Here is a 19,568-nt window from a genome sequence, read left to right on the forward strand (position 1 = left end):
ACTTACGAAAACTCACAGACTTTGACAAAGCACATTCCCTTTGCCTCTGTCTTCCCTCTTTTGAAGTGGAAGCAGGTTATGCGACTTGACTTTTACGAAACATATTTGCTTCATAAAAAAAAAATCCGCGCATACTCATCCGAGTTTTCTCCTCCGGTCTGTTACCAGCCTTCATTGGCTCGGATTTACTCACTACTACGGAATGATCCGCCATCTCACAGCCCATCGATTCGGCTTTCCCTCTTCAGGTTATACTTCCTCTACCTTGCCCGCGTTTGCGCCAAGGAGTCTATGAGACTTCCCTCGGTTATCTGCACATTCTTTTCCATCCATCCTGACCCTAATCACGTCGATGAGCTTTGCAAGTCGTATCCCTTTCGCGTTTCCTTGCAAGGTATGCCTATAGGCATAGGTTTCCCCGTTTATTGGGCGGGTCACCCAACATCGCCGCCACCTCTGGTTCACTGTATTCCGGGCTGGACTTTGCCTGCAGGCCCTTCGGATTCACCCTCACGGGAGACACCCTGCCAGTCCCTCTCCATATGAAGATTGGACCTCTACTTCGGCTACGGCACTTTAAAGGGTAAAGTTACCGAGTGGATTTGAACCACCTAGACTGTGCGACTGCGAGGCGCACCAACAAACCCAGCACCTTCGCGGCACTGGGCTGTTTTTTTGTATCAGAAACTATACGTTTTTATTGGGGACGATTCTTCATTGTAGGTAATCCAATAAGACACTCCCAGATGGAAGTGTCTTATTGGTTTGGCTTAAATAAACATCCCGCCGTCCACCCGAATCGTCTCTCCCGTCATGAAGGGCGAATGGGCTATGACGGAGTAGACCGTTTCGGCCACATCCTCTGGTGTGGCGACACGTCCGAGCGGCGTCCCTTCCGCCAGTCGCTTGGTATGCGCTTCTTGCCCGGCAACCCAGCGTGTGTCCACGATGCCCGGCGCCACGCTGTTTACCCGCACCTCGGGGGCAAACACGCGGGCGAGCGACTTTGTCACGCTGATGGCTGCCGCTTTGGATGCCGCGTACGCAATCGAACTGCCAAGGCCGGTCAAGCCTGCGACGGAGGTGATGTTGACGATGCATCCTCCCCACTTCTTCAGCTCCGTCTCCGCTGCTCTACAGCAGAAGAACGTTCCCTTCACGTTGACGTCCATGACACGGTCCCAGTACTCCTCCTTTAAGCCTTCCAGATCGGAGTGCGTTACGAAATCGGTGACGCCCGCATTGTTCACCAACACATCTAACCGCCCCAGTTTGGCCACCACTTCACCGATCATTTCTCTCACCCGGCTGTCGTCGGCCACGCTCCCCTGAAGCATAAGGCACCGCACGCCTAATGCTTCGATTTCCCTCTGAGTCTCGAGCGCTTCCTGCTCAGACCTCGTGTAATTGATCGCGATATCGGCTCCTTCCTGGGCTAGCCGGAGGGCGATCGCCCTGCCGATGCCTGTCGCCGAACCGGTAATGAATGCTGCTTTTCCCTTCATGATGGATTCTCCTTTGGCGGTTATGATTTTACATACTCCCGTTAGTGTAACAGCTTCTTTTGAAAAGTTATATCCTCTTTTTGGGCATTCAGTTTACTCCGCAACTTATTAATTAAGTCCAGATGTACTCGTTTCTTAATCTTATCTTCCAATTGATCAGCTTGTGCCTCAAGTTGATCTGGGAATTATATGAAGTCTTTTAACTGCACACGAGCATAATCCCTAAAGGCGAGAAGGGCAGCCTTATCCCATTCCTTCCCACCTGTTCTTCTTTGCTCCGCATGGACATTCTCTGAAGAACGATAAATATCCAACGCCCGCTGAATCAATGGATGAAACTCGTGCGGCAAATGTTCGAGCCCCCATTCCCCTCCCTCATCTTTGCTGTGAACCTGTTGATTGTTTTCCCTAACCAGTTGAAATACGCGGCAAATGTTCAAAACGCTATAAAAAGGCGTCTCTACAATATGCTCGTCCTGTACAATCCATTTTAAATCGTCCATAACGGATGCTAAAAAACACTCCCATTTTACATGGCCAAAAATATCTGCTATAGGCTCACCGTATAAACAAATGCCTCTCTGGGTCACGTAGGTTAAATGTGTGGGCAAGTCTGCATCGATTTTCTCTTGGCTATAGAATATCTCATCTTGTAGGATCTTCTCGTGCCATTCCGAGCTGTAATGTACTTCAAAAGGGGTTGGTGCGGGGACCGTCCTTGCTACCTCACCCGTGATCACACTTAGTTCAACGTTTCCCGTCGTAGGTCTATCAGCTGCCTGGTTAGCGATGGAGACTCCAACCGTTTTAGCTCGTTCGGCATCTAATTTGCCGGCAACCACCACGATCAGATCAATATCACTTTTGGGGCAATAGTAACTGCCCATCGCTAAGGAACCGTGGAGGTAGACACCTTTCAATTGATCTCCCAAAATCGTTTTTAACTGCTGTACGAGTTGTTCAACATATTGCTTTATATCTTCATCACAGGAAACCCAACCTTGTCCTTTTCCCATCGGCAACACTCCTTTGGCATATTCCCAATCCCTTCCTAAATTCATTCCTACATTTTTCCCGATGCAATTCCCGGCGATGTCTCATGTAAACGGAATATCCCCTATTGTAAGATTAATCCAGGAAATGAATTCATTTCATCCGATTGGACCCAACAAAAGGAGTAAAGGAGACTAAAATCAATGGTTAATTGGATTAAATCTAAGAAAAGTGCGGCGTTATCCCTCATCTTGGCTGGATGTCTTTCGCTTAGTGGTATAGCGGGCGCGTTTGGCGAGACAGCACCGGCAGGCGTGCAAATCAAGGAGTTCAGTTTGCTGGATACGGGGTCAGATGTCGTCGGTCCGGCGGATTTTACACCGGAGGGCAATAAAGATGGTCATTTCAAGCTGTACCTGAGCCTGGCTCAGAAGACGGTCATCAAGAGTGTTGTTCTGCGATCAACCGATGCCTACGGCAAGGATAACTACCAGGGGGTATGGAGAACGAACCGAGTGACCACCGGCTGGCTGCTTGGCATTGTTCAGGATAAAACGATCATCGTGAACCCGGGCTTCCAAAAAGATGTTAAAGCGCCGGTAGGTGAGTTCGAAGGTGAGGTTTCTTTTGACTTGTATGCCAGCGACAACGGCACGATCAAAGAGACGCAGTATTATGTCTTGGAAATCGAGACGCCACAAGGAACGCTAGTATCTAATCCCATTATGTATAAAAAACCCATGACCTCTGGGGGGACCTCGACAACACCAACGAGCCCGGTGCCTGCACCGACACCTGTACCTGTACCTACGCCTGTACCTGTACCTGCACCTATTCCTGCACCTATTCCTGCTCCTACACCAACTCCCGTACCTGCACCAACGCCTGCTCCGGCGGAGGGTCCTACGATCCACGTGTTTTTCAAAGGCCAAGAGCTAATCTTTAGCAATGCGAAACCGATCATCAAGGATGGTTCCACATTAGTTCCGTTCCGCAAGCTATTCGAAACTCTTGGTTTCACGGTCAAATGGGTCGATACAGGTGCGGCTCAACAAGCGATCGGGACGAAAGACGGACTTACTATTGAATTAACAATAAACAGCACCACGGCAAAAGTGAACGGAAATCCTGTCAACATGGATGTCCCTGCACAGATCATTAACGGAAATACCCTGGTTCCTTTGCGCTTTGTGGCGGAGAACACAGGCTACAAAGTCTCTTACTCCAGCGATGGAAGCATGGCAAAAATCCAAATTGACGATGCAGAGGTAGTCACAACCCCTACACCAACGCCGACTCCAACTCCAACCCCTGCGCCTACTCCAGCACCGACTCCTGCACCACCGGCAGAGGAAATTGAGCCATTCGTAGTCAAAGGCTATTTGCTTAACGAACAGGGCAGCCCCATACCTGGTGTTACGATCTATGCGGATAATCAATTGTTTTATGATAGCAGTATTGGCGGAGTGACCGATGAGAATGGACATTATCAGATAGAATTGTCTCAATTGCCAACAAGTTGGATTATGTCTACCACTTTCACCCGTAAATATAACGGCAAGGAGCTGAAATTTTATTTAAGGTCTGATGTCGATCAACCATTCGCCGGGAGCACTGGTGCTATTCGCAATTTTACATTGAAAAATATCGTTGGACATATTGAACTCCATCCCGATTTTTGGTCGTTTAGCGATAGTATGCCAGAGCTCCAAATGAACGATTTGGAAGTTACTCTAACACCTGTTGGACCATTATTTGACGGCAGCGCTGGAAATACGATAACAACACGTGCAGATGCGCTCTCAACAGGCGGTCACGGAGTGGATAATATCCCGCTTGGCCGATACAAAATATCCGTCTCATGGAAGCCGGTTGGTAGCCCTCCAATACCTATGCTGTTACAACTTAAAGGTACCAAAAAATTTGTTTCGTCAATCGATTTCGATTTCTATAACCCATTCGGAACATCTTCCATCTTTGTCAATGAGTTTGATATCAAGCCCGACAGTCAGTAATTAAACAATCTATAAACTGCAAAATCGTATCATTCACAAAAACCGGATTTTCTCTTACCATAAGAGGTCTGTGGCTGAACCCTGGAACGATAACGTACCGGGAACCAGAAATTGGGGGTACGTTCGCCAATCTTTTAGCTTCGTTTCTTCAAGTTAATAAATGCCTGGGAATGGCCTCTAGAGCGGACTTTCCGCTCTGCACCGGCTCCCCAGAGCTAGGCATGGCCTCTAGAGCGGAAAACCCGCTTTGCATCAGCCCCCCGGGCTTGAGGATGGCCCCTAGAGCGGCTTTTCCGCTTTACACTAGCCGCACGGACCTAGGAGCAGCCTCTAGAGCGGAAAACCCGCTTTGCATAAGCCCCCCGGGCCTGGGTTTGGCTTCTGCCATTTGCCCTTATGGATCAACTTAAAACGGCAACCGATCTTCCTATCGGCTGCCGTCTTGTTGTTTTTACACCGCCCGAATCCACTGGGCGATATCTTCTACAACCGTGCTGACCACGGTCTGCGGGATATTGTACTCTTCCCAAATGTCTTTCAGCGTACCATACACAGCCTTCATAAACAAATGGTTCAACCCGGGGTAGAGCTTGAATGTAGCATTCGGATGGTCTTTTAATTTCTCACGGTAGCGGTTAAAGTCTTTTTCGATGGAAACCTGCACATCTTTATCGCCCTGTATGACAAGGATCGGTTTAGTGGTTTGCACTAAATATTTTTCGACCGGGTGCTGCTTCATTTCTTTCAAATACCAAGCATAGACGTTGCCGATCAAAATAGTCTGCTGCGCGATCTCCTCCGTCATGCCGGCGATGGCATCAAACTTGTCTTGCAGCTCTTTTACCTGCGTTCTGGCGACCTCTTGTTGTGATGGTTCAAGCTGTTTGATGGCATCTTCATTTTGGTCCAAAATGACTTCTTCAAGCGTTCGAGGTGTACCGGCTAGTAACACTAGCCCTGCCAAGTCGCCGCCTTCCGCATCAATTCTAGGAGCCAGCGTCCCGCCTAGACTGTGTCCAAGCAAAAATACGCGGCCTGCGTCCACGCGCGGGTCTTTTTTTAGCATTTGGACCGCCAGCATCGCATCCTGAATGACTTCTTCTTCTACTGTAAGTCTTCCGCCAAACTCTTGAACGATCTGCTTACCATACGTAAACGTGCGTTTATCGTACCGCAGCGTTGCAATCCCCTCTTTGGCCAGTCCGTCCGCAAGGTCTCGGAACAGCTTCGTTGCACGGATGGTTTCGTCTTTATCCAGGGGTCCGGAGCCATGCACCAGGACAACGGCAGGGACTTTGTCTGCAAGGGAATCCGGCAGCGTCAAAATCCCCTCCAACGGATAGGCGGCATCGGCCACAACTGTAACTTGTTCTATCATGCGTTATCCTCCTGTCTACTGGTCACTATTTACTCTCCATTTTATGATTATAAAAAGCCCTTTAACAAATGGATTGAAAGGTTGTGTCCTCGAGCGCAGGATGATACATTGGAGGGAATAGCTGGAGGTGGAACTATCAATGCTCAATGCGTCCCAGATCAAAAGAAAAGAGCTGCTGTTGATTACGGCCGTAGCGCTTGGAACACTTCTAAACCCTTTGAATACCACGATGATCTCGGTTGCTCTAGCCAGACTTCAAGCCGACTTTCAGCTCTCCTTCGCCGACGTGTCATGGCTGATCTCCACGTATTACTTGGCCAGTGCGATTGGGCAGCCGGTCATGGGCAAATGGAGCGATTTATTCGGCCGCAAGTCGGTGTTTATGCTTGGCTTATTGCTGGTCACCTTATCGTCCGCGCTGGCGCCGATGTCGCCCAGCTTCGGCTGGCTGATCGGCTTCCGCATCATTCAGGCCTTGGGCAGCTCGGCCATGTTTCCGTCCGGCATGGCGATGATTCGCAGCCAAATTACCTCCAACCAAGCCAGGGCACTGGGGCTTTTGTCGATTTTTTCCAGCACCTCGGCAGCCTTTGGCCCCTCCTTAGGCGGAATGCTGCTGCATTACGGGGATTGGCCGCTGATTTTCCTTTGTAATTTCCCCTTTATTATCGCTTCGTTTGTGCTGGCTTGGAAGGTATTCCCGAGCGATCCGAAAAGGACCGGCTCAATATCCGATATGGATTGGAAGGGCGTGGCCCTTTTTTCCGTCACGATCTTCATGTGGCTGCTCTTCTTTCTATCTTTCTCGCAAGGCGTCAGCTTATGGAAGCTAGCGGTTAGCGCAGGCTTGTCCGTGTGGCTCTATCGGTACGAGATGGGACAAAGCAGGCCGTTCATCGATGTCCGTTTTTTACGAAACAATAAAAATGTCACGTTCATTTATGCTCAGTTTATTTTAACGAACATTGCCTTTTACTCGATCATGTTCGGCATACCGTCCTACCTTCAGCGCGTCCAGCAGATGGATCCGCAGAAGACCGGGCTGGTCATGCTGTCCATTGCGGGCTTCAGCGTGCTCGTGACACCGCTGGTTGGCCGTTGGATCGACCGAAGCGGCTCCAAGCCGTCACTTTTAGTAGGGACCTTCACCGTCTGCGCGGGCGCGCTTCTGATGCTGCTTATTCGTGACCAGTCCAGTGCGTTGACCATTTCGCTCGTGCTATGCATCCTGGGTATTGCGAACGGTTTTAATAATTTGGGCATGCAGACGTCGTTGTACGATTTTGTCAAGAAAGAAGAAACGGGGATTGCCTCCGGGTTGTTTATGACCTCCCGGTTTATCGGGACGATCCTGTCCTCCTCCCTGCTGGCGACACTGTTTGGCAAAAATATTACGACCCCCCAGCTGCACAGCATGGCATGGACGTGTGCGGTTATAGGTGCCGCAATGCTGTTGCTCACGTTACGATTGCCTGGGCAGAGCAAGCGTTTGGCCAAAGACTAACCATTACTGAAATAGCGGCAGCCTTGGACTAGAAAATAAAACCAGGATTGCCGCTGTTTTCATTTAGTAGGGCCGCGCACCTCCACAACCTTTAATCCAATAACTTCACCAGTTGATCCCCTTTATTGATCCTCTTGAATTCTAGCTATAAGCTCACTAACACAATGCTCGATATCCTTCCTGGTGCAATCAAGCGTGATATCACTATGCCTCATGTAAAGAGGAACTCGTTCCTCGTATACATCCCTGAGACTATGTCCGTTCTTTATTACAATACCTCTGGTTGTGATGTTGGTTAATCTCCGTTGAATTTCATCAAAAGCAACATGCAAATAAATCACCAGCCCATCCTGTTTAAGCATATTCATAGCTTTTTCTGAATAGACAACACTGCCGCCTGTAGAAATAATGCACTGTTTTAGCTGCAATTGAGAGACGATAATTTCTTCGACTTCCATAAACTTTTCGATCCCATCTTTATCCAGCAGTTCTTGTAGTGACCTGCCTTCACGCTGTTGTATAACTATATCTGTATCTATGAAATCCATGCTTAAGCTTTGGCCAGCAGCACACCTAAAGTACTTTTACCGGCCCCAGACATACCTATAAGTACGATATTCTTATTCTGTATCACTTCTGTATACCTCCGTATTTCCTCTGCCAAACGAATTATCGAAGTCTTAATTACTAGTTTCAAGAAATTAAGGGATGCCATAACAGGTCATACCTTAGAACATCTATGGCATAAACACTCTATTAATCTCTATTGGCACATGGGCTTTGTGCTTTCGGTAGATGAGGTTCCTGCGGATTTCAGAGGGCCAACCATGCCATCTCAAGCCCAAAGAATCGCGCACAATGGTTTGAATTCATGCCGATGCGATTGGATGTGCAGCGATGGATCTGAAACGCAATCCAAGCCGGTGGAGCGACAGAGGAACCTACTAAGAAGTTTTGCAGGAACTAAAGTTATTATGGCACGTTTTGGTTAGATATGGAAAGTCGGTTTAGATCATTGATTTACACCAAATAGAGCGTAAATTCCCCCAATATATTATTGTATTTTAATTCATATTATTGTATATTTATTCGATAAATCATTTGGAGGGCTGCACAATGTCCCTTGTTATAAGATATGCTGAACTTGATGATTTGAATGGTTTGACCGAGTTAATGTATGAATACATCGTTGGTTTTTATAAGAAGCCCCGACCAGACAGTGAAAAACTTCATCAGTTGATTCAAACCCTTTTAAAAAAACAAGAAGGTGTACAGTTTGTGGCCTTACTGGATGGGAAGCTCGTTGGTTTTGCGACGTTATACTTTACATACAGCACGATGAAAGCAGATCGATACACTGTCATGAACGACCTTTTTGTCATTGAGCAACTACGGGACACCGAAGTGGAGTCACAACTGTTTTTAAAATGTCACAAGTACACCAAGGAGCATCAATTTACTCACATGTCCTGGATAACGGCTGCTGATAATACGCGAGCTCAACGGTTTTTTGATCAGGTGGGAGGCATTCGAGGGGACTGGGTTAATTATTCCATTCTCTAAGCTAAGAGTTGCAAAAAGGAGTTGAGAAAAGGCAACCGGTCGCTAGACGGCTGCCTTCATGCTTATTCATTGAACTCACGGATGTACCAAGCGTCGCATGCAAAATGGTCCGAACCAGCAAGCGGTGCATCCAGCAGCTGAAAGCCATGTTTGACATAAAAGCGGTTTGCAGCTTGCATATTTTGCAGGGTTTCCAGATAGCAAGCTTTGTAATGCTGCTTGGCAAAAAGTAACGCGGTCTGCAGCAGCTCCGCAGCAGTTCCTGTTCCTCTTGCTTCCGTAATCAGATACATTTTCTGCAGCTCGCATATTTTATCTTCAGGGAAACCGAATTCAGCGATCCCGCAGCCACCCAGCATCTTCCCGCTTTCATCGAACGCAACCCAATATGCCCTACCCTCGTGATTATAATAATCGGACAGACGGCTTAAGCTTTCGTCTTCCCAAGCTAGTCCTGCGCGATTTCCGCCAAACTCGATCAAGCAATTCCGGATGATCGCTTCTATCGTGCTGTTATCTTCTGATCGAATTTTTCTAATGATCATTAGGCTGCCTCCATCATTAAGCTATAAGTTTACGACACTCTAAGTTTACCACATCCTAGTATACTAGGTCAGCGAAATGCATGCATTACAAAAAGCCCCCGCATGTTCAACCATCCATCGGTTGTCCAAGCGAAGGCTTTTGTTCGTTAGAGAAAGTCTGTCAACGCCCCAGCCATCCGCCGTCGACCGCTAGAACATGGCCGTTGACATAGTTGGAAGCCTCCGATGCCAAATAGACTACCGTGCCCTTAAAATCATCGGGAATCCCCCATCGTCCGGAAGGAATCCGTTCGAGAATTTGTCTACTGCGGGAAGGATCGTTGATAAGAGCGGTGTTCATCTCTGTGGAGATGTAGCCTGGAGCAATAGCATTCACATTGACGTTATGCCGGGCCCATTCATTGGATAACGCTTTGGTCAGCTGCGCTACTCCGCCTTTAGAAGCCGCATAGGCTGGAACCGTAAAGCCTCCTTGGAACGAAAGCAGCGACGCCACATTGATGATCTTGCCCTTTTGCCGCGGTACCATATACCTTCCGGCTTGCTGGCTGAGCAGCCATACCGCTTTCAAATTCACATTCAGCACATCATCCCAGTCTTCCTCCGAAAAATCCACTGAAGGTGAACGCCGCTGGATGCCGGCATTATTAACCAGGATATCCAGCCCTCCGAATCGCTCCACGACGGTTGGTACCGCCGCCTTCATTTGGTCCGGATTCTCCAGATCACAGGGAATGATCTCGCACTTTCTTCCCAGCCGTTCAATCTCTTCTTTCACCTCGAGTTGATTCACCTGGCGCTGCAGCAGCGCAATATCGGCTCCCGCCTCCGCCAGAGCGAAGGCCATGGCCCGGCCGATTCCTCGAGTAGCGCCAGTAATAGCCGCGGTTTTACCGGATAAATCAAACATGGACAAGGTCATAAGGTGGGTCTCCTTTATCAGATAAGGATAGCTTGATAATCCCATTGTACAACACTTGCGGCCGATTGCTAATGTTAATCAAACTGCTTGGAATACAGGTGTGCATAGGTTCCTTCAAATGCAAGTATGGTCAACGCTTCCATGGACTCCTTGATGATACTTTCACTATCCGAATTCACACAAGCCTTGATTCATAAAATAAAAAGGAATTAGTTCTCCCATTCCCATCCTTACTAAAAATAAAAAAAGCACTTTAATTGCACAGGCAGGATTGACTGGAATCGCTCTCATATACTAAAATTTCAACATTTGAATACGGGGAGCGATACCATTGTGAGTACAGAAGAATCCGTATTGCCATTATGGAAAAAGCTTAGTCTGATCGCGGTCACCTGGCCGATTTTTATCGATATCGTGCTGCGCATGCTGCTTGGCACAGCCGACGTCTTTATGCTCAGCCGCATCTCGGACCAAGTGACGGGAGCCGTCGGGCTCGCCAACGAGATTATCGCCTTTTGCATTATGATGTTTGGCTTTGTCGGCCTCGGCACCAGTGTCGTCGTCACCCAATATCTGGGTGCGGGGCGGGCGCAGGAAGCGAGCCGCATCTCCGCTTTGGCGGTCACGATCAATGGCATGTTAGGGCTTGTCATGAGCCTTATCTTGTATGTCTTCGGCGAACCGATTATGCGCCTGTTGAATCTTCCTTCGGAGCAGGTCGTCATTGCCACGAAGTATTTGAGTTTGATCGGCGCCTTCATCTGGGTTGAAGCGCTGTCCAACGCCATCTCGTCCGTTATCCGCTCAAACGGGTACACCCGGGATGTTATGTATGTTACGCTCGGTGTCAACCTCATTCATGTCGTCGGCAATTTCCTGCTGATCTTTGGCCATTTGGGATTTCCCGAGCTAGGCGTAACGGGTGCTGCGATCTCCACCATCGTCAGCCGGCTGCTGGGACTGGCGGTGCTGTTCGTATTCCTGAACCGGCGCATTTCAGTTCCGATTCAATGGAGGGACTACGTTTCTCTCGACGGCCAGTCAGTCAAGCAAATCCTTAACATCGGGCTTCCGTCTGCGGGAGAGCACCTCTCCTGGCAGTCCCATCACATGATGATCGTAAGCTTCATCAACCTGCTCGGGCAGGCTGCATTAAGCACCCACATCTATGTCATGAACATCTCCAATTACTTCATGGCGCTTGGCGTGGCGATCGGTGCCGGGACGGAAATCATCATCGGCCATATGGTCGGCGCCGGGGAGCATAAGATTGCTTACCGAAAGCTGCTGAAGAGCCTCCGCTTCTGCTTTCTGTTGACCTTCGGGGTTGTCGGGATCGCTTCGCTCTTCCGCAAAGATTTGCTCGGACTGTTCACGTCCAATCCGGAGATCATCGGCATCGGCTCCTCCATCCTGCTGCTCTCCATCATCCTCGAGCCGGGCCGCACGTTCAATCTGGTCGTCATCAACTCACTGCGAGCTGCGGGAGATGCCAAATTCCCTGTGCTTATGGGTGTCTGGTCGATGTGGGGCGTTGCCGTGCCGTTAGCCTATTGGTTAGGCATTCGGATGGACATGGGGCTGCTTGGCGTATGGATCGCGTTTACGGCCGACGAATGGATTCGGGGGCTGTTGATGCTGTTTCGATGGAAGAGCCGTGCATGGGAGCGCAAATCGCTGGTGAAGCCGCACGCAGCTACGGCGGTCGACGCAAGCTGAACGCGTGCTCTGATCCCTGATGCTTTAGATCCACCTACTAGCGGCAGTCTAGGCTTGATAATAAAATCTGGCCGGCTGCGGCTTGTCTTTATTTCGCTATCGTACCCAGCATCTAGAACTGAAAGTTGTCATCTCCGTTGGTATTGCAAAAAAAGTCCCTCCAAAAAAAGGAATTCACGCCTTCTACGCATAAATCCTTAATATGGTAAATCACGAACAGATTAGGAGACCATATGCCAACGACATTACAGTTATCACAGCAAAAACTGTTCTCCCATGCTTTTCATCATGCTCCTATTGGTATGGCCATATTATCAACGGAAGGCGAGTGGCTGGAGGTCAATTCCGCTCTATGCCAGATGATCGGGTATTCGGAATCCGATTTGCTTCACATGACCTTTCGAGATATAACGCATCCCGATGATTTAGCCACGTCAATTGAGCTCGGAAACCAAATTGTAGACGGTAAGCTGGATTGCAGCCAAATGGAGAAACGCTATATTCACAAAGACGGTTTTGTGGTATGGATTTTAATATACCTTTCGATCCTGAGGGACGAACGCAGGCAGCCCTTGGGTTTGATCGCTCAAATCAAAGACATTACGGAGAGCAAGCTAGCTGAACAGGATCTGAAAGCGAAAACCACGCAGCTCGAGTCTTTTATCCAACATAATGCGGATGCCATCTGGATGATTAATGAAACGGATATCATATTAGAAGTGAACCCGGCGTTTGAAACCTTATTCGGCTGGTCCGCTGCTGAAATTAAAGGCAAAACCTTGCCCATGATCCCTGATTTCCTTCAAGCTTCCATGGAGCAAGTCCATCGTCGGATTAAGGCTGGAGAAACGGTTGTAGGCCTTGAAACCATCCGCCAGCGCAAAGAAGGTCAGTTATTGGATGTGGAGGCCACGCTTTCCCCCCTCCGTGACCATAACGGAGACATCATCGGGATCACAGGCATTTGCCGTGACGTTACCGCCAGGAAACGCGCGGAGCAGGAGCTTAAGGCGAAAACGACGCAATTGGAGTCTTTTATCGAAAATAATGCAGATGCCATTTGGATGATCAATCAGGAGGATCGCATTCTAGCGGTGAATCCGGCGTTTGAAAAGCTGTTTGGCTGGTCCGCGGATGAAATTCACGATCAACGATTGCCTCTGATTCCGGATTTCCTCCAAGAGGCCATGGAGCAAGTCCATCGTCGCATTAAGGCAGGAGAAACGGTCGTCGGCTTAGAAACCATTCGTCAGCGTAAAGACGGCCAGCTATTGGATGTAGAGGCAACGCTCTCCCCCCTTCGTGATCACAGTGGAACCATCATCGGGATCACAGTGGAACCATCATCGGGATCACAGGCATTTGCCGTGATGTTACAGCCAGGAAGCATGCGGAGGAGGAGCTTAAAGCCAGAACCACACAATTGGAGTCTTTTATCGAGAACCATGGGGATAGCATTCTCATCTTCAACAATGACTGTCTGGTTCAGAGAGTTAACGAAGCCTTTGTAAACGTGTTTGGCTGGTCTAAGGAAGAGATCCAGGGTATGAACCTGTACAGCCTCCCCTTCATTCCTGCTGAGTATTTTAATGAAATGACTACCAGTTATGAGATGATGAGAAAAGGACAGTCGGTCAATGGTTCCGAAGTGATCCGCCAGCGCAAAAATGGAGAACGGATGAACATGATCTTAACCGCTTCTCCTATTTATGATGGTAGAGGAAATCCAAACGGCTGGTCGGCTATCTTTAAGGATATTACCGAGTGGAAGCTGGCCCAAGAGCATATGAAAAATTCCGAGAAGCTGTCGGTAGCCGGACAATTGGCCGCCGGAATCGCCCATGAGATCCGAAACCCCATTACGTCCATTAAGGGCTTTGTTCAATTGATGAAAGCCGGACTTGGAGACAGACAACAATACTTCGACATCATGATCTCCGAGATCGAACGGATTGAGTTGATTCTGAGCGAGCTGTTAATCCTTGCCAAACCGCAAACGATTAAGTATGAGCGAAAAGATATTCGTGTGTTATTAAGTCAAGTGATGACGCTACTGGACTCCCAGGCCATCCTTAACAATGTGCAATTTATTACTCAATTTATGCCTGGGGCCACCCACCTTTACTGCGATGAAAATCAACTGAAGCAAGTGTTTATTAATTTTATCAAAAATTCCATTGAGTCCATGACGGCAGGCGGCAAGCTAACGGTTCAAGTAGACAGTGGACATGTTCAAGAGATGAGGATTCGGATCATAGACGAGGGCTGCGGGATTCCGAAGGAGGTTATGGCCAAAATCGGACAGCCTTTTTATACCACGAAAGCCAATGGAACCGGTTTAGGCTTTATGGTGAGTAAAAAAATCATCGAGAATCACTCGGGTAACATCAAAATTGAAAGTGAAGTCAACAAAGGAACGTTGATTGAAATGACACTGCCGATTTCTTTTAACCCTGCCCTAGAAAGCTAGACAAAAAACGAAAGGCACCCTCTGAGGTGCCATTCGTTTTTTGTGCTTTACCTGAAAAGAGAAATTAACCATATTGCAGGCGATACTCATTCAACATTTCATTCCATTAAGGACACCATTTTAATTACGAAATTATCCGGGAAATAGGTATTCATCTTTTTCATTGTTTTTTGCACTAAATATTAGGATGTCCCAAAAATAGAAAGATATACATTAGAAAAATAAAATTTTTATTCTCCAGACTTGCCCGTCATACAGCCAGATGTCTTTACCTAATCTCCAATGCACCAATCCACTTATAATCACCTTGTCTGCTTGGTTCACTTGAAAAATGCTGTTATACTTTTTTAAGCACCTTGCCAATGACGAAAGGACGGAATTTAAAGCTATGAAAACTCGTATTGAACAACTGACTAATTATATGGATCAACGGGCGATCGATGCCGTACTCATTACAATGCCGAAGCATGTGTATTATTTGACCGATTATGCGAGCGACCCACATGAGCGCTTTCTCGGTCTGCTGATGGTGCGCGGGGCCGAGCCTCAGCTCATCGTACCGGCTCTAGACTTTGAAGCGGCTCAAGCCGCATCGTCCGTGAAATCGATCCATACCCATACGGACACCGAAAACCCATACGAAGTTCTCAGCAAGCTGATGCCGACTGGCATACGGACGCTGGGGCTGGAGAAGGAGTATATGACGGTTAGCCGGTTCGAAGCCATTAGCCAAGCCGTAGGTGCAGCCGTTTATACAGAGATCGACGAGCCGCTGCGCGAGATGCGGGTCATTAAGACGCCCGACGAAGTGGTGCGTATGAAGCATGCGGTGCGGATCATCGAGGATGTGCTGCGGGCCGGCATCGCGCAGGTGAAGCCGGGTGTCACAGAGATTGAGCTGGTAGCGGAGCTGGAGTATCAGATGAAGAAGCTCGGTGCGAGCGGGCCTTCCTTTTCGACCATGGTGCTGGCTGGTGAGAAATCCGCGCTTCCGCACGGCGTTCCGGGCTCGCGAGCTATTCGCGAAGGAGAGCTGCTTTTGTTCGACCTCGGGGTCTATGCAGACGGATATGCATCGGATATTACTCGCACATTCGCGGTTGGCGATATTTCGGTGGAGCAAGCGAAGATCTATCAGACGGTGCTGCAGGCGAACCAGCTGGCGATTGAAGCGACCAGCCCTAACGCTACGCTGGCCAGCCTAGACCAGGCGGCCCGGGAGCACATTACAGCTGCCGGCTACGGGCCGTACTTCATGCACCGGCTGGGACACGGCCTTGGCATGGATGTGCACGAATATCCGTCTGTGCATAGCCAGAACCAGGACCTGCTGCGCAGCGGCATGGTCTTCACGATTGAGCCGGGCATTTATGTCCCAAGCGTTGGCGGCGTCCGGATCGAGGACGATGTGCTCGTCACGGACCACGGCGTTGAGGTGCTTACGTCGTTCCCGAAGGAGCTTACCGTCATTGGGTTCTAAGAAAAACCTGAGACTAGGTGGACTGTAACCACCTAGTCTCAGGTTTAAATGTAGGGATGGTCGTGCAGCCCCGAGCGCCTCGTGCAAAGCAGAGCGGAATTCCCGCTTTGCACGGGACGCTCAGGCACGAGGACGGGCTCCTAAGCGGATTTTCCGCTTTGCACGAGGCGTACAGGACCGAGGACGGGCTCCTAAGCGGATTTTCCGCTTTGCACGGGACGCTCAGGCACGAGGACGGACTCCTAGGCGGATTTCCCCGCTTTGCACGGTGCGCCCAGGCACGAGGGCGAGCTCTTAAGCGGATTTTCCGCTTTGCACGGGACGCCCAGGCACGTGGGCGAGCTCTTAAGCGGATTTTCCGCTTTGCACGGGACGCTCAGGCACGAGGACGGGCTCCTAAGCGGATTTTCCGCTTTGCACGAGCGTACAAGACCGAGGGCGAGCTCCTAAGCGGATTTTCCGCTTTGCACGGGACGCCCTCGCACGAGGGCGAGCTCCTAAGCGGATTTTCCGCTTTGCACGGGACGCCCTCGCACGAGGGCGAGCTCCTAAGCTTCCGCTTTGCACGGGACGCCCAGGCACGAGGGCGGACTCCTAAGCGGATTTCCCGCTTTGCACGGGACGCTCAGGCACGAGGACGGACTCCTAGGCGGATTTTCCGCTTTGCACGGGACGCCCAGGCACGAGGGCGAGCTCCTGAGCGGATTTTCCGCTTTGCACGGGACGCCCTGAAGGCTGGCTTCTGACCTTGAATTACAAGTCTTACTGAGCTTGGCTCAAAACTTATAAAGTCTAGCGTTAGAACAAAAAGACAAGGCCAGCAATTGTTGGCCTTGGTCTCTTTTTACAATTGCATTTCATCGTCGAATCTGTCCAAAACCTGTCGGTGAAGAATCTCATCCGCTTCTGCTTATAAATTCGTCTTATCCTCTCATTGATTCGGCAAAATCCACAGATCGCCATTCCAGCTGTGAATCCGGTACCAACGCTGTCCGTCAGGAGCGTCCCACTGCTTGAATGCCTTCACCTTTTGCGGAGTGAGCGTCCCGAAGAAGGGGTAGAATGTGGTCGGAACCAGATGAACCAGCGTTTCTTTGCTTAACTCAATCGTTTCGTCAATCTCCTTGGCCTGAGGCGGCTGGGCGTAAGCGGGGTTAATCCAGAAAGTACTGCCATCTTCGGCACGGACATGGTATTGGTTGTTGACGGTCTTCTCCAAGGCGAATACGGTTTGCGGTGGAATAAAATGAGCTTCAGAAGGTCTCTGCAAGCGCTGCGCCGTATCATAGTCCTCCATCCGCAGCGTTTCCGTCGGCAGGGTCATTTCACGGTTCAAAATTTCCATATCAAGTAGAATATTGTTAGGTCTAACCAGCCACTGATCTCCTAGCCAGGACGTTTCGATCCGGTAAGCGACATCGCCGCTAGGCGTAACAAAAAATGCGTTACAGTGAACGGTCTGCGGAGAGAGCACGACGTCCGTTAACGCATCCTTCACCGGCTCGGAATACAAAGCGGCGGACCAGATCAGCGCGATATTCGTATCGGCTGCCTTCAGCATTCCAATACGATCGTAATTCAGGTGGATCCACATGTCTCCGAGCCATGTCGTTTTAATCTTAATCCACCGCTTGCCTGCATCATCGCTCTGAGGTGCTATATACCAGTCCTTTTCCGCTTCTACGGTCTCCACCGTCTGAGGGGAAATCGAAGCCCACGGATCGACGGATTCATCCGGCTCCGGATATAGCGGTGTATTTTCGAATAAAGTGATGAGGGGTGGAAGGGCCGGCGGCTCGAACTTGTGATAAAATGCGGACGACGGAGCGGCTGTTGCGGTCAAGCAGGCAGTAAGGCTGATGAGCAAGCAAAGAAACACACCAGCGGCCACGTGCAAGCTGCGGTAACCGATTTTCATGCGGAGAAGCCTCCTTCTGGAAAAATAGGTTCACCCATTTGACGCATCGACCGCTGGGAAAGTTTCCTATACAACCGCCTTTTTCCAGCTTCCACTCTTGTATCGGTAAAAAATAATGGCTGTGCGCACGATTTGGTCGATGGCAATCGATAAATAAGCGCCGATGATCCCCCACTTGAAAACGATTACAAAAAGCATGCCTAGCAAGCTTCGGAACACACAGACGCCGACAAACGTCGAAATAAGCGGGATTTTGGTATCCCCCGCGCCGCGCAGTGCCCCAGCCAGAATAAATTGCGTCGCCTGGAACGTTTGAATAAACCCGATAATTCTTAACGCACTACTTCCTGCTTGGATGACGGTCTGATCCGTTGTATACAGCATCATAATGTAAGGTGCCAGGATAATGAATAAGACGCCAGTAATCCCTCCGAAGATCCGGCCGAAGCGCTGCGTCTCCCAGCCGAATTTTTCAGCCAAATCCGGCCTACCAGCACCCAGGCCTTGCCCGACAAGTGTGCTCGCGGCCAGCGCGAACGCCATCCCTGGCATAAAGGAAAACCCCATAATATTAAAGCAGATCGTGTGCGCGGCAAACACCGCCGTTCCGAGCCCGCTCACCACGATCGTAAAAACAAGCTGGCCCAAGCGCATGGCAAATTGCTCCCCCATGGACGGCAGCCCGATCTTAACCAGCCGGCGTATCGTAGGATAGTCGAAGGTCCATAGCTTACTCCATGTTAATTTGATGTACGAGCCTTTGGGGCTGAACAATACCGTTAGCACCCAGAACGCCGCAAACGCTTTGGCTAACGCCGTAGCAATCGCAGCTCCTGCTACACCAAGACCGGGGATCGGGCCAATGCCATAAATCAGCGGATACCCGAGCACCACAACAATAATATTCGATAGCACGTTGATTTTCATCGGCGTGCGCGTATCCCCGGCTCCTCGAAGCACAGCAGACAAGCCCATCGACAAAACCGTAAACCCGAGCGACAGAAACATGATCTGGGCGTAACCGACTCCTTCTTGCAGCACCTCCGGCGAGGCCCCCATAAAGATCATGATGTCTTTCGCGAATACGTAACTCAGTATAATGACGCCGACCGAAAGCAGCAGGCTGAGGATAAACGTTTGCTGCGCCGCCAGATTCGCTTCCTCTACATTCCCCGCGCCCATCGCTCTGGCAATGATCGCCGTTGTTCCGATATTGAGCGCCATAAAAATCGCCAAGGCGAAAAAAATAGGCTGATTGGTAAGGCCTACCGCCGTTACCGCCGCCGCGCCAACGTGCCCGACCATGATCATGACGATCATCTGCAGCACATTCAGCAAAATATTCTCGACAAGCGACGGACCGACCAGCTGGCGGATGACCTTACGGATTTCTTTCGTTCCGCCTGATTCCAGTTTCAATAATTGCTGCGGGTCGAGAAGCCTTTTCGGACTTTTCGGTTTGGCCAGACGTTCATCTACCTCTTCATCGGACTGCGGGCTCGGGCTCGTTGCACTCATGGTACTCATGGCGTTCTCCCTTCGTCAAACGGTTTTGT

At 49.7% G+C, this 19,568-nt stretch carries 16 protein-coding genes and 1 pseudogene; 9 read left to right on the forward strand and 8 right to left on the reverse strand.

Going from position 1 to position 19,568, the window contains the following annotated elements; translation table 11 throughout:
* Nucleotides 1-770: 770 nt before the first annotated feature.
* Together FPZ49_RS04210 and FPZ49_RS04215 are read right to left on the reverse strand one after the other, a co-directional pair.
* Nucleotides 771-1,505, reverse strand: coding sequence for an SDR family NAD(P)-dependent oxidoreductase (locus tag FPZ49_RS04210; protein ID WP_222429864.1), 735 nt, complete (start codon nt 1,503-1,505; stop codon nt 771-773).
* Nucleotides 1,506-1,690: 185 nt separating this feature from the next.
* The gene (locus tag FPZ49_RS04215) at nt 1,691-2,521 is read right to left on the reverse strand and encodes an aminoglycoside adenylyltransferase domain-containing protein (RefSeq protein ID WP_186445605.1); all 831 of its coding nucleotides are present in this window, start codon (nt 2,519-2,521) and stop codon (nt 1,691-1,693) included.
* A gap of 180 nt (nt 2,522-2,701) precedes the next feature.
* Between FPZ49_RS04215 and FPZ49_RS04220 the strand changes: the two genes are divergently transcribed.
* Complete coding sequence (locus FPZ49_RS04220; RefSeq protein ID WP_144843681.1) at nt 2,702-4,513, forward strand: stalk domain-containing protein; 1,812 nt, start codon at nt 2,702-2,704, stop codon at nt 4,511-4,513.
* A gap of 451 nt (nt 4,514-4,964) precedes the next feature.
* Here FPZ49_RS04220 and FPZ49_RS04225 read toward each other — a convergent pair whose 3' ends face one another.
* Nucleotides 4,965-5,891 (reverse strand): alpha/beta hydrolase family protein, encoded by a 927-nt coding sequence (locus FPZ49_RS04225; protein WP_144843684.1) that lies wholly within the window; start codon nt 5,889-5,891, stop codon nt 4,965-4,967.
* Nucleotides 5,892-6,030: 139 nt separating this feature from the next.
* On the opposite strand from FPZ49_RS04225, the gene FPZ49_RS04230 reads away from it, so the two are divergent.
* Nucleotides 6,031-7,395 carry an MFS transporter gene (locus FPZ49_RS04230; protein ID WP_144843687.1) on the forward strand — a complete coding sequence of 455 codons (1,365 nt, stop codon included), beginning with the start codon at nt 6,031-6,033 and terminating at the stop codon, nt 7,393-7,395.
* 122 nt (nt 7,396-7,517) lie between these two features.
* Here FPZ49_RS04230 and FPZ49_RS04235 read toward each other — a convergent pair whose 3' ends face one another.
* Nucleotides 7,518-7,943, reverse strand: a complete 426-nt coding sequence (locus FPZ49_RS04235; protein WP_186445625.1) for a shikimate kinase — start codon at nt 7,941-7,943, stop codon at nt 7,518-7,520.
* A 108-nt stretch (nt 7,944-8,051) separates the two neighbouring features.
* Here FPZ49_RS04235 and FPZ49_RS36635 point away from each other — a divergent pair.
* Both FPZ49_RS36635 and FPZ49_RS04245 read left to right on the forward strand, forming a co-directional pair.
* Nucleotides 8,052-8,340, forward strand: a pseudogene (locus FPZ49_RS36635) (DUF3626 domain-containing protein); the annotation flags it as partial.
* A gap of 171 nt (nt 8,341-8,511) precedes the next feature.
* Nucleotides 8,512-8,958 (forward strand): GNAT family N-acetyltransferase, encoded by a 447-nt coding sequence (locus FPZ49_RS04245; protein WP_144843690.1) that lies wholly within the window; start codon nt 8,512-8,514, stop codon nt 8,956-8,958.
* 62 nt (nt 8,959-9,020) lie between these two features.
* Here FPZ49_RS04245 and FPZ49_RS04250 read toward each other — a convergent pair whose 3' ends face one another.
* Together FPZ49_RS04250 and FPZ49_RS04255 are read right to left on the reverse strand one after the other, a co-directional pair.
* Nucleotides 9,021-9,503, reverse strand: coding sequence for a GNAT family N-acetyltransferase (locus FPZ49_RS04250; protein WP_144843693.1), 483 nt, complete (start codon nt 9,501-9,503; stop codon nt 9,021-9,023).
* Between the two features lie 160 nt (nt 9,504-9,663).
* Nucleotides 9,664-10,425: an SDR family oxidoreductase gene (locus FPZ49_RS04255; protein ID WP_144843696.1), complete on the reverse strand. Its 762-nt coding sequence runs from the start codon at nt 10,423-10,425 to the stop codon at nt 9,664-9,666.
* Nucleotides 10,426-10,758: 333 nt separating this feature from the next.
* Between FPZ49_RS04255 and FPZ49_RS04260 the strand changes: the two genes are divergently transcribed.
* The 5 genes from FPZ49_RS04260 to FPZ49_RS04280 all read left to right on the forward strand — a co-directional run bounded on the left by FPZ49_RS04260 (nt 10,759) and on the right by FPZ49_RS04280 (nt 16,840).
* Complete coding sequence (locus FPZ49_RS04260) at nt 10,759-12,144, forward strand: MATE family efflux transporter (protein ID WP_144843699.1); 1,386 nt, start codon at nt 10,759-10,761, stop codon at nt 12,142-12,144.
* A 233-nt stretch (nt 12,145-12,377) separates the two neighbouring features.
* Complete coding sequence (locus tag FPZ49_RS04265; protein WP_144843703.1) at nt 12,378-13,655, forward strand: PAS domain S-box protein; 1,278 nt, start codon at nt 12,378-12,380, stop codon at nt 13,653-13,655.
* Nucleotides 13,568-14,614, forward strand: coding sequence for an ATP-binding protein (locus FPZ49_RS04270; RefSeq protein WP_186445606.1), 1,047 nt, complete (start codon nt 13,568-13,570; stop codon nt 14,612-14,614). The genes FPZ49_RS04265 and FPZ49_RS04270 overlap by 88 nt, the downstream gene beginning before the upstream one ends.
* A gap of 388 nt (nt 14,615-15,002) precedes the next feature.
* Nucleotides 15,003-16,094, forward strand: coding sequence for a M24 family metallopeptidase (locus tag FPZ49_RS04275; protein WP_144843709.1), 1,092 nt, complete (start codon nt 15,003-15,005; stop codon nt 16,092-16,094).
* A gap of 56 nt (nt 16,095-16,150) precedes the next feature.
* Complete coding sequence (locus FPZ49_RS04280) at nt 16,151-16,840, forward strand: hypothetical protein (RefSeq protein ID WP_144843712.1); 690 nt, start codon at nt 16,151-16,153, stop codon at nt 16,838-16,840.
* 185 nt (nt 16,841-17,025) lie between these two features.
* Here the strand turns inward: FPZ49_RS04280 and FPZ49_RS04285 are convergent, their stop codons facing one another.
* Together FPZ49_RS04285 and FPZ49_RS04290 are read right to left on the reverse strand one after the other, a co-directional pair.
* Entirely contained in the window at nt 17,026-18,012 is a 987-nt protein-coding gene (locus FPZ49_RS04285; protein WP_144843715.1) for a hypothetical protein, read from the reverse strand.
* A 66-nt stretch (nt 18,013-18,078) separates the two neighbouring features.
* Complete coding sequence (locus FPZ49_RS04290; protein ID WP_144843718.1) at nt 18,079-19,539, reverse strand: MATE family efflux transporter; 1,461 nt, start codon at nt 19,537-19,539, stop codon at nt 18,079-18,081.
* Nucleotides 19,540-19,568 lie beyond the last annotated feature (29 nt).

It is taken from the genome of Paenibacillus cremeus (assembly GCF_007786445.1).
GTDB classification, from domain to species: Bacteria; Bacillota; Bacilli; order Paenibacillales; family NBRC-103111; genus Paenibacillus_G; species Paenibacillus_G cremeus.